Here is a 10,672-nt window from a genome sequence, read left to right as displayed (position 1 = left end):
TGGGTGCTCGGAACATAGTTTGACACAGAGGCCCGCAGAATCCGCTGGGTTCAGCGCCGGGGGCAGCGCCCGCAAACGAAACATAGTTTGACACAGCCAAGCACACTGGCGGAAAAGCCCACTCGCTTTTCGGATTAAAGTTTGACACAACCAGCGACCAGCCTATCAGCGGTCAGCCCATTAATCCTCAATGGTCTTCCGCTGAGCTTCGCCATAAGCCACGATTTGTCGTTCTCGTAAAGCCACCGAGTCGCTTTGTAGGCATTCAACCAGAGATATTCCAAGCCGACGTCCGCTCGAACCGCCAAGAGGGTTTCAACTTTCTGACGGAACTGCGCCTCTTTACCCACGATTGGTTTGCCCTGCAGACCGCGCAGTCTGGCACCTGCAACACTTTTAAGTATGCTTTCTTTCTTCAACGCACTTTCGAACGCATCTGCACTACCGAATAGGTGCAGCGCGATGATCATATGCCGTGCAAGGGGCATATCCATCTGCCCATTGTGGGAAGTGAACCTTATCCATTGATCATGCTTTCCCGCTGCGTAGGCATTGCACATCTGCGACAAAGTTTCATCACCATATGTATCACGAATACTGTCGAACAGTTTTGCTGTTCGTAACCGTCCGGGCAACACACCTTCCTGATGCCATCGCTTAAGGCGATGGTGTCCACCTAAATTTAAGTGGACACCATGTTTAACCTTTTTAAGCGGACACCAATGCCACAAGAACGCCGTTCCTATTCCAAGTCCTTTAAGGCTCAGGTCATCGCCGAGTGTGCGCAGGCTGACACCTCGATTGCCAATGTCGCCTTGACCCACAACCTTAATGCCAACCTCGTCCATAAATGGATTCGGGTGCATGGGCAGAAAAACCTGGCACTGCAAACTGCCTTTATTCCGGTCAAGGCATTGCCTTCGACAGCGGTCCCTCACGTTCTTCCGGCCACGATTCGAATCGAAGTGCCTCATTCAAAAGGCGTAGTCGTGGTGAGCTGGCCAGCAGAAAATGCAGCGACATGTTCCGCTTTCCTACGAGACCTGCTGCGATGATCCGCATCGACACCATCTGGCTCGCCATCGAGCCCATGGACATGCGCGCCGGCACTGAAACTGCGCTGGCGCAAGTTGTCGCGGTGTTCGGTGCGGCGAAGCCGCACTGTGCTTATCTGTTCGCCAACCGCCGCGCCAATCGTATGAAAGTGCTGGTGCATGACGGTGTGGGGATTTGGTTGGCTGCCCGGCGCTTGAGTCAAGGTCGTTTCATTTGGCCAGGCGTGCGGCACGGTTCTGGAGTTGAGTTGGACGCAGAGCAACTTCAAGCCTTAGTGCTCGGTTTACCTTAGCAACGCGTCGGTTCCGGAGGAGCCATCACAGTGCTCTAACTCATCTGCCATGGCGCGCTTGCCAGCGCAATTGGCCCATCCGTCTATCACCGCCACTAGCCCTCTCTGGCAAAATCGGCGGCATGACTTCGCATCCGAATCTCGATCAATTAAACCCTGAAAAACTGCGCGCCTTGTCAGCGCAGTTGATCCAGCGCGTCGAGACCATGGACAAGCAAATCACTCATCACAAGTCGGTCAACGAGAAGCTGGCCCACGAGATCGCACTGCTCAAACGCTTCAAGTTTGCCAAGCGCAGCGAGCAGTTGAGCCCGGATCAAGCCAGCCTGCTCGACGACTTGATCGATACGAATAATCCAGGCGCCGGTACCGGCGCACGTCATCGACAAAGGCATCCCGACGCCGGGCCTGCTGGCCCACATCATGGTGGCCAAGTTTGCCGACCATCTGCCGCTGCATCGCCAAGAGAAAATCTTTGGCCGCGCCGGACTGCCCATCGCCCGTTCTACCTTGGCGCAGTGGGTGGGCAACTGCGGCGTGCAACTTCAACCGCTGGTTGATGCGCTGCGCGAAGCCGTACTGACGCACGGCGTCGTCCACGCTGATGAAACGCCGGTACAAATGCTGACGCCTGGCGCGAAGAAAACTCATCGCGCTTACGTCTGGGCCTATGCCACCAGTCAGTTCTCCGATCTGGCGGCGGTCGTTTACGACTTCAGCCCGAGCCGTGCTGGCGAACATGCCCGAGCCTTCCTTGGTCACTGGAACGGCAAGCTGGTCTGCAACGACTTCGCTGGCTACAAGGCAGGCTTTGAACTGGGCGTCACGGAGATCGGCTGCATGGCCCATGCACGCCGCAAGTTCTTCGACTTGCACGCGACTAACAAGAGCCAGATCGCCGAAAAAGCGCTGCATTACATCGCGGCCTTGTACGAAGTTGAACGAGAAGTCCGCGAGCTGGAACCGGGTGATCGACAGCGAATACGGCGAGAAAAAGCAGCGCCAATCATTGACGCACTTCATGCTTGGATGATCGCCCAGAGGCAGCTTGTGCCTGAGGGGTCGACCATCGCCAAGGCCCTTGATTACAGCCTCAAACGCTGGATAGCGCTAACGCGCTATCTCGATGACGGTGCTGTGCCCATCGATAACAATTGGTGCGAGAATCAGATTCGGCCGTGGGCTCTTGGCCGCTCGAATTGGTTGTTCGCAGGCTCACTACGCAGTGGTAAACGTGCCGCAGCGATCATGAGTTTGATCCAGTCTGCGCGGCTCAATGGGCATGATCCATATGCATACCGGAAGGATGTTCTTACACGCCTGCCGACGCAACGGGCGAGTGAGGTTGATCAGTTGTTGCCACATTGGTGGACGCCTACCTAACCACGTAAGTGGATTTAGGTAGGCGCTATTCCGCTAGCTATAGGATCCGAGACAGATCAGATCCAATCTAGCGTCCAGCGGAGTCAGCTTTGGCAGAATCGTATCCGATTACCGAAAGGGTCATAAACCTCCAGAACCTGCCCCCATCCCTGATGGACAATATCCGGACGACCGTATCCGTACCGTTTGCCAAGTAGCTCATCACGAAGAATTTCGATATTTTGCATCGGAACAAATATCGTCGACCCTGGACTGGCATCACCATGATGTTCGGACAAGTGGAGCTGTAACCCGTTTCGATTGATCCCTAAATACAGCGGTAGATCCGCTTCGAATCGGTGCTCAAACTCGACGCTGAAGCCCAGAAAATCAATATAAAACTCGCGGGCCTTGGTTTCGTCAAATATTCGCAATATGGGAATTGATTTGTCGAATGTGACAGCGGGTTGAGGATTTTCATCTGGAAGCATCGCTGATGCTACGTTCCAGTCCTTATAGCCCAGTTGCTGTGCCACCAGTTCGAGTGCAACGGAGTGCGACACTTCCTGATTGCGCTTCTCCAACGAAGCACGCAGGCTCTTGGCCATCTGTTTGGCTTTCTGGATTGAAGACATTATTTCTCCTGGAGTCGAAGCATTTTGGTGCTCGCCTTGCCAAACCTCGACCATCAAGAGAGATACGATGTGGTTTGTAAAAATATGCTTTCACCTTTCCTTTACGGAGCGAGCGGCTGGCAGCATCGGCCAGCGCTGATAATACACAACCACTAATAAAGGCGAAAGTTTGTGCCAGCAGGCCGAGTGAAATCACGCAAGGTGGGTTAACCGGGCGCATACGCAGGTCTCGCGTGCATCGGTGCTTGGTCAGAAACTGCTAGGATTGCGCCAGGATTAATTGATTTTCACAAGGAGTGTTTGTTGTGCATCTTCCAGATATGAATCTGCTGGTGGCCCTGGATGCGCTGCTGGACGAGGGCAGTGTGGTCGGTGCCGCCCGGCGCATGAACTTGAGCCCCGCGGCCATGAGCCGGACCTTGACTCGGATACGCAGCGCGGTTGGTGATCCGATCCTGGTGCGCGCCGGGCGTGGCCTGGTGCCGACACCCAAGGCGCTGGCATTACGGAATCAGGTGCGCAGTGTGGTCGAGCAAGCGGCGCAGGTGTTCCTTTCGGGGGACGAGGTCGATCTGACGACGCTGGAGCGCTGCTACAACTTGCGGGCCAATGACGTATTTGTCGCGGCCTTTGGCGCGCAGCTGCTGGAAACCATGCGCGACAAGGCCCCACGTACCGTGCTGCGCTTTGTGCCGGAAGGCGAGGGAGAGGATGATGCGTTGCGCGAAGGGCGGATTGATCTTTATATCAGTGCGACGCGCAATCTTGGACCGGAAATCAAAGTCCAGAGCCTGTTCACCACGACCTTTGTCGGCCTGGCCCGGGTGGATCACCCCATCTTTCAGGAAGAAATCACTCCCAAGCGTTTCGCCTCCTATACGCAGGTCAGCGTGTCGCGACGCGGGCGTGCAACCGGGCCTATCGATACAGCTTTGGCCGGGATGGGCTTGCAGCGGCGAATCGCGTTGATCACCCCGAGCTTTCACTCGGCGATGTTCGCCTTGCACGATTCCGACCTGTTGCTGCCGCTGCCGGAGCATGTGCTGTGGAGTGTCTCGCGGCTGGGTTTGCCGTTGCGTTCGTTCCGTATCCCTATGGCGCTGGAGACGGTGATGATCATGCAGGCCTGGCATCCACGTTTTGATAACGACTCGGCCCATCGCTGGCTGCGTCAGACGTTGAAAGAGAGCTGTGTCAAGTACTCCTCGCCACGGGTTTGAAGCAGCTTGCGCTTCTAGGATCGCCGCAAGCCCCTTCGGGACGAACATGCCCCGGCTTTTCGCAACCTGTGCCAGCCGCTACGCCAACCGGGTAATCCGATATTTTCGAGGTGACCGCCAATTCCTGTAAGCAAATGCCGAATGGCGATTTGCAGGTCGACAGTTGCCGTGGATTGATGTGTGCGTTGGGTGCAGCTTAAAGCTTCCCATATGTCAGTTTTCGGCATTATTGCGTCTTCATAAACTATCCAGGTAAATCCTTTACTTGGAGTCATGACGCAATGTGCCTTGTGTTGTTTTCTGTCTTTCGGGGCACTGGCCGATGGGTGAACCCATGAGTTCGCTCGCAGCCTCTGCTGTTATAGCCCCGGCGCCGGAAGTGGTGAAACCCGCACCGGCCGCTGCGCCAGTGCTTGACCTGCGTATCGTGATCGGGTTGATCGGGGTGCTGATTGCCGTATTGGTGGCCGGTCTCAACGAGATGGTCACCAAAGTGGCCATGCCTGATATTCGTGGCGCGCTGTATATGGGTGCGGATGAAGGCAGCTGGTTGATAGCCACTTACGCGGCCACCTCAGTCTCGGCCATGGCGTTTGCGCCCTGGTGTTCAGTCACCTTCTCCCTGCGTCGCTTCACTCTGAGCGCGATAGGTGCGTTTACCGTGCTTGGGATTCTCTGCCCGTTCGCTCCGAACCTCGAAAGCCTGATGGTGTTACGAACCTTGCAGGGGCTGGCCGGGGGCAGTCTACCGCCGATGCTGATGACCGTCGCGCTGCGTTTCCTCCCGCCCGGCGTCAAGCTTTACGGGCTGGCAAGTTATGCGCTGACCGCCACCTTCGGCCCGAGCCTAGGGACTCCGTTGGCCGCGTTGTGGACCGAATACTTCGGTTGGCAATGGGCGTTCTGGCAGATCGTCCCTCCCTGCCTGCTGGCGATGGTCGCGGTTGCCTATGGCTTGCCGCAGGACCCGATGCGCTTTGAGCGTTTCAAACAGTTTGACTGGCGTGGCCTGTCGCTCGGTTTACCGGCGATTTGTGCGCTGGTGATCGGTCTGTCCCAGGGCAATCGTCTGGACTGGTTCGAATCCACGTTGATCTGCTGGCTGCTTGGCGGCGGTCTGGTGTTGTTGGTGTTGTTCTTTATTAATGAATGGTCACACCCGCTGCCGTTCTTCAAATTGCAGATACTGACCAACCTGAACCTGTCGCACTCGTTGCTAACCCTCGGCGGGGTACTGATCGTGTTGCTGGCGGTGATCATCATCCCTTCCAGCTACTTGGCCCAGGTGCAGGGTTATCGCCCGGTACAAACTACGCCGGTATTGCTGATGGTGGCCTTGCCGCAGTTGCTGGCGTTACCGCTGGTGGCGGCCTTGTGCAACATCCGTCGAGTCGACTGTCGGTGGGTTCTGGCGATCGGTCTTGGATTGCTGGCGCTGGCCTGTGCTGGCGGCACGCAAATTACTTCAGAGTGGATTCGCGACAACTTCTACATCTTGCAGCTGTTCCAGGTGTTTGGTCAGCCGATGGCGGTGATCCCGCTGCTGATGCTTGCCACCGGCGGCCTGGCGCCGCAAGACGGCCCGTTCGCTTCCGCCTGGTTCAACACGGTCAAAGGTTTTTCGGCGGTCCTTGCTACTGGTGTGCTGGAGGCGCTGACCACGGCGCGGCTGCATTTGCACTCAACCATGCTGGTCGATCGTCTGGGCAACTCGCCTTTGGCGGACAGCGACGCTGCGGGGCTTGCCCATCGCATCCACGAACAGGCGGTCGTACTGACGTCTTCGGACTTGTACTACTGCATGGCGCTGCTGGCACTGGCCTTGATTCTGTTGATCCCGTTGATGCCTTCCCGGATCTATCCACCTCGTGCGGTGGCATAGCGTTCCATTCAGAGAGAACGTCATTATGACTACGAGTAAAAATCAGAAAATTGCCTTGTACACGGTTGCCTTGGTTGCTCTTGGAGGGGTCATCTACCTGGCAGCGCCGCGCCTGTTTGCATCCGGCTCGCTGCAAACCACTAACGATGCGTTTGTCACGGCGGACTACACGCTGGTGGCGCCGAAGGTTTCGGGTTTCATTAGTCAGGTGCTGGTGGAGGACAATCAGCCGGTGAAGGCCGGTCAATTGCTCGCGAAAATCGATGATCGCGACTATCAGGCTGCGCTCCAAGCGGCCGAGGCACAGTCGCTGGTTGCGCAGGCGCAGTTGCAGAACGCGAAAGCGACTCTGGAGCGCCAGTCGTCATTGATCGCTCAGGCACAGGCCATGATGGCTGCAGATAAGGCTGAACAAGCATTCGCTGAGCACGAACTGACGCGTTACAGCCATCTCGCAGGCCAGGGCGCCGGCACCGTGCAAAATGCTCAGCAGGCCCGCAGCCGGTTGGATCAAGCCAGCGCTCGTCTGACCAATTCGACCGCTGCCTTGGCCGCTTCGCGCAAGCAGGTGGATATCCTCAAGGCCCAGCTCGACAGTGCCGACGCAAGCTTTAAACAGGCGTTGGCATCCTTGGAGCGGGCCCGCTTTGACCTGTCTTACACTCGCCTTGTGGCTCCGATGGATGGTGTAGTCGGTGAGCGTGCTGCGCGTGTCGGGGCCTATGTCAGTCCAGGCGCGAAGATCATGGCGATTGTTCCTCTGGAGCGCGCCTATGTGGTTGGCAACTTCCAGGAAACCCAGTTGACGCATGTGCAGCCAGGGCAGCCAGTGAAGATCCGCGTCGACACCTTTAGTGGCCAGAGCCTCACCGGTCGGGTCGAGAGTATTGCGCCGGCGACCGGGGTGACCTTTGCTTCGGTCAAACCGGACAACGCGACGGGCAACTTCACCAAAGTCGTGCAGCGGATACCGGTGAAGATTGCGCTGGATGCCGATCAGCCGTTGGCGAGCCGCCTGCGTGTGGGCATGTCAGTGGAAGCCAGTATCGAGACGCAGGACCGGCAGGGCAATGACGCACGTAAAGAGGTCAGCCTTCGATGAGTCGGACTTTCCCTGTTCAGCCATTACTGCTGTTGAGCGTGTTGATACTCCCGGCTTGCAGCGTCGGCCCGGACTTTCAGAAGCCTCAGGGGCCAGGCGACGTAAAGTGGTCCGTGCTGCAAGGCCAGGCTGCCGCCAGTCGCCCAGAGGCTTCGCCGCTTGAAGAACGCTGGTGGGACATCTTTCACGATACGCAGTTGTCCGCCCTGGCTCGCCGTGCTGTCACCAGCAGCCTTGATATAAAAATCGCCAGTGCTCGTCTGCAGCAGAGTCGAGCGGCGCGCCAGACGACCGCCGCCGATCAATATCCGAGCCTTGATGCCGGTGCCGGCTATGAGCGGGCACGCAACAGCAGCAAGGGCCTTAGCGACCCTTCGGGCAAGGATGGCAAGTCTGCCTTCAATCTCTGGGAGGGCGATTTCACCGCTGCCTGGGAGCCAGATTTATGGGGGCGGGTCAGACGCGAAGTGGAAGCGGCCGACGCATCGGTCGAGGTGGCTGAGAATGACCGGCGCATGGTCCTGCTGTCGATTCTGGCCGAGACCGCTCGCGATTACATTCAGCTGCGCGGCGTGCAGAGCACCCTCGCGGTCACTCGCGAAAACCTTGATGTTTCCCGGCACAGTCTGAGGCTGTCGCAGATGCGTTTGGCTGATGGCATCGCGACCAATCTGGATGTGGCTGAAGCCGCTGCGCAGGTCGCCGCGGTTGAAGCTCGCATACCGTCGCTCGAACAGCGTCAGGCGCAGTTGATCAATGCTTTGAGCCTGCTGTTGGCCGAGCCACCAAGAGCCTTGCAGGCCGAACTCGAGCGAGCGGCGCAAGTACCGCAAACCCCTCAAAATTTCGCCATTGGCTTGCCGTCGGAGCTGGCCGAGCGTCGTCCGGATATTCGTCGGGCCGAAGCCCGTCTGCATGCCACGACGGCTGGGATAGGAGTGGCCGAGGGTGATTTCTATCCGCGCATTCGTTTGTCCGGCAACGTTGGTTTCCAGTCGATGCAGCTATCGGATTTCGGGTCCTGGGGCTCACGCCAATTTGCTATCGGCCCACAGTTGAGCCTGCCGATTTTCGAGGGTGGACGTCTGCGTGGGATGGTCAGGTTGCGCGAGGTGCAACAACAGGAAGCGGCGCTCGATTACCAACAGGTGGTGCTGCGCGCCTGGCATGAAATTGATGACGTGCTGACCTTGTACAACGCCAGCCAACTGCGACGTGACCGACTGGCCGAAGCGGTGCGGCAGAACCGGATTGCGCTGGAAACTGCGCAACGCCAGTACGTCGAAGGGGCGGCGGATTTTCTCAACGTGCTGACGGTTCAGAGCGCTTTGTTGGCGAATCAGGAACAACTGGTGGAAAGCTCGACCACAGTCTCGTTGGCCATGGTTGGGCTATATAAATCTCTCGGTGGCGGCTGGCAGTCGATCTATCCGCTGGCAACGGCTGATGCCGGTACCCCTGATTGAGGCGCCAGGCCTTTCGAATCAATTACGGCGGACCTTGAGTCCGCCTTTTGTGTTGTTACATCATCGGAGAAAGTAAGCATGAATATATCGTTGCACGGAAAGCGCGCTATCGTCAGTGGTTCCACGGCCGGTATCGGTCTGGCTATTGCTTTCGGTCTGGCCGAAGCAGGTGCTGAAGTGGTCATCAACGGGCGCAGCGAGGAGCGGGTGCGCAAGGCTATTGAGCACATTCTGAGCCGACTGCCGGGTGCTCGGCTGATCGGTCTTGCGGCCGATCTGGGCACCGTGGAAGGCGCGCAGGAACTGTTCTCCAAAGTCTCGAATGTCGACATTCTGGTGAATAACCTGGGGATCTTCGAGCCCAAGGGTTTCTTTGATACTACCGATGCCGACTGGCAGCGTTTTTTCGACATCAACGTGATGAGCGCAGTGCGTCTGTCACGTCACTATGCGCCGGCCATGGCTGAACGTGGCTGGGGGCGGGTGTTGTTCCTGTCCAGTGAATCGGCGTTGCAGATTCCGACTGAAATGGTCCATTACGGCACCACCAAAACCGCGCTGCTGGCCATCTCTCGTGGCCTGGCGGAAACCCTGGCCGGCACCGGTGTGACGGTCAACGCAGTACTGCCGGGACCCACTCGCTCTGAAGGTGTCGGCGGTTTCTTCGCGCAGATGGCCGAAGAACAAGGCGTGCCGTCTGAGCAGCTGGAAAAGAGCTTCATCGCGCAACATCGTGCAAGCTCGTTGATCAAGCGTTTGGCGACGACTGAAGAAGTGGCGAGTCTGGTGGTCTACCTGGCGTCGCTTCAAGCCAGTGCAACCACAGGTGCGGCGATGCGTGTTGATGGTGGCGTGGTTCGCTCCATCGCCTGATGCAGAGGGTGACCGTTGACGGTCACTGCCGGCAAGAAGGCATGGGCGGTGACCGCCGGCTCAGACTGCCATAGACAACGTTTCGGTTGCTTTGGGGCTGGGACCGAAGTCGAAATCGGCAAACATCTTCGCGAAACGCTTGAGCGACTCAGGGGCATTCATGCGCTCCATCATCACTTCGATAAACACCAGTTCGTTGGATCATCATGGCGCCCATCAGACGGCCAAAGCCCACTCGGATAGACACCCAAGTTCGGCTATACGAAAGTGCGCTATCGCGGCCTGAGGAAAAACACCGCGCAGCAGGCCACACTATTTGCCCTGTCGAACCTGTGGATGATGCGAAAACGGCTGCTGGTTGCGGGAGAGGTGCGCCTGTGATGCGCGAAATGCGTGGCGAAAAGGCGCTATTCAAGGAAAAGCCATGATTTAAGAAGAGCTGAAGCCTGATTGTTGGCAGGCCACCGATTTTTGAACGCCAAATGACTGGAGTATCAAAAAATCGGTGGGTATTTCAGACCTTCCTTAAAGGGCGTGCGCCAGAGCAAAACCTTCAGATGCCTGGCAAAGTTGTAGCCCAGGTGGACAGCAGCAACCTGCAATTGCAGAGCAGCACCCCACAAGTAGAGCAGCGGGCCAATCGCAAGTAGGAAGGTAATACGCATTGCTGCAGCACCCTCAAGCCCTGGCCTAAAAAGCCGGGGCTGAGGACGTAGCGGGACGCCCATTTTCCCGTCCGCGAAAGTGCTTCTTCGTCAGCGTCGATTTCCGGGGGATGTTCGCC

At 57.5% G+C, this 10,672-nt stretch carries 10 protein-coding genes and 2 pseudogenes; 9 read left to right on the top strand and 3 right to left on the bottom strand.

What is annotated here, in order from left to right:
• Nucleotides 1–134 precede the first annotated feature (134 nt).
• Nucleotides 135–866, bottom strand: coding sequence for a hypothetical protein (locus M5G11_RS21570; protein ID WP_273913016.1), 732 nt, complete (start codon nucleotides 864–866; stop codon nucleotides 135–137).
• On the opposite strand from M5G11_RS21570, the gene M5G11_RS21565 reads away from it, so the two are divergent.
• The 3 genes and pseudogenes from M5G11_RS21565 (at nucleotide 771) to tnpC (ending at nucleotide 2,731) form a co-directional block, all read left to right on the top strand.
• The gene (locus tag M5G11_RS21565) at nucleotides 771–1,055 is read left to right on the top strand and encodes an IS66 family insertion sequence element accessory protein TnpB (RefSeq protein ID WP_273913010.1); all 285 of its coding nucleotides are present in this window, start codon (nucleotides 771–773) and stop codon (nucleotides 1,053–1,055) included. The genes M5G11_RS21570 and M5G11_RS21565 overlap by 96 nt on opposite strands.
• The gene (tnpB, locus tag M5G11_RS21560; RefSeq protein WP_273912875.1) at nucleotides 1,052–1,348 is read left to right on the top strand and encodes an IS66 family insertion sequence element accessory protein TnpB; all 297 of its coding nucleotides are present in this window, start codon (nucleotides 1,052–1,054) and stop codon (nucleotides 1,346–1,348) included. Before M5G11_RS21565 ends, tnpB begins: the two co-directional genes overlap by 4 nt.
• A 122-nt stretch (nucleotides 1,349–1,470) precedes the next feature.
• Nucleotides 1,471–2,731 (top strand): annotated as a pseudogene (gene tnpC, locus M5G11_RS21555) (IS66 family transposase).
• Nucleotides 2,732–2,814: 83 nt separating this feature from the next.
• On the opposite strand, the gene M5G11_RS21550 reads toward tnpC, so the two are convergent.
• Nucleotides 2,815–3,345 carry a glyoxalase superfamily protein gene (locus tag M5G11_RS21550; protein WP_273912876.1) on the bottom strand — a complete coding sequence of 177 codons (531 nt, stop codon included), beginning with the start codon at nucleotides 3,343–3,345 and terminating at the stop codon, nucleotides 2,815–2,817.
• A gap of 305 nt (nucleotides 3,346–3,650) precedes the next feature.
• On the opposite strand from M5G11_RS21550, the gene M5G11_RS21545 reads away from it, so the two are divergent.
• From M5G11_RS21545 to M5G11_RS21520, 6 genes and pseudogenes are all read left to right on the top strand, one after another.
• Nucleotides 3,651–4,565 carry a LysR family transcriptional regulator gene (locus tag M5G11_RS21545; RefSeq protein ID WP_273912877.1) on the top strand — a complete coding sequence of 305 codons (915 nt, stop codon included), beginning with the start codon at nucleotides 3,651–3,653 and terminating at the stop codon, nucleotides 4,563–4,565.
• Between the two features lie 334 nt (nucleotides 4,566–4,899).
• Nucleotides 4,900–6,447 carry an MFS transporter gene (locus tag M5G11_RS21540; protein WP_273912878.1) on the top strand — a complete coding sequence of 516 codons (1,548 nt, stop codon included), beginning with the start codon at nucleotides 4,900–4,902 and terminating at the stop codon, nucleotides 6,445–6,447.
• A 25-nt stretch (nucleotides 6,448–6,472) separates the two neighbouring features.
• Nucleotides 6,473–7,549 (top strand): HlyD family secretion protein, encoded by a 1,077-nt coding sequence (locus M5G11_RS21535; RefSeq protein ID WP_273912879.1) that lies wholly within the window; start codon nucleotides 6,473–6,475, stop codon nucleotides 7,547–7,549.
• On the top strand, nucleotides 7,546–9,015 hold the full coding sequence (locus tag M5G11_RS21530; RefSeq protein WP_273912880.1) for an efflux transporter outer membrane subunit: 1,470 nt from the start codon (nucleotides 7,546–7,548) through the stop codon (nucleotides 9,013–9,015). Before M5G11_RS21535 ends, M5G11_RS21530 begins: the two co-directional genes overlap by 4 nt.
• A gap of 78 nt (nucleotides 9,016–9,093) precedes the next feature.
• Nucleotides 9,094–9,888, top strand: a complete 795-nt coding sequence (locus M5G11_RS21525) for an SDR family NAD(P)-dependent oxidoreductase (protein ID WP_273912881.1) — start codon at nucleotides 9,094–9,096, stop codon at nucleotides 9,886–9,888.
• A gap of 249 nt (nucleotides 9,889–10,137) precedes the next feature.
• Nucleotides 10,138–10,269, top strand: a pseudogene (locus M5G11_RS21520) (IS5/IS1182 family transposase); the annotation flags it as partial.
• Nucleotides 10,270–10,382: 113 nt separating this feature from the next.
• On the opposite strand, the gene M5G11_RS21515 reads toward M5G11_RS21520, so the two are convergent.
• Nucleotides 10,383–10,553, bottom strand: a complete 171-nt coding sequence (locus tag M5G11_RS21515) for a hypothetical protein (protein WP_273912882.1) — start codon at nucleotides 10,551–10,553, stop codon at nucleotides 10,383–10,385.
• Nucleotides 10,554–10,672: the final 119 nt, after the last annotated feature.

The sequence above is a fragment of the Pseudomonas fontis genome (assembly GCF_028656955.1).
Lineage (GTDB): Bacteria > Pseudomonadota > Gammaproteobacteria > Pseudomonadales > Pseudomonadaceae > Aquipseudomonas > Aquipseudomonas fontis.
Note: the sequence above shows the minus strand (reverse complement) of the source record. Positions and strands in the feature narration are given on the sequence as shown.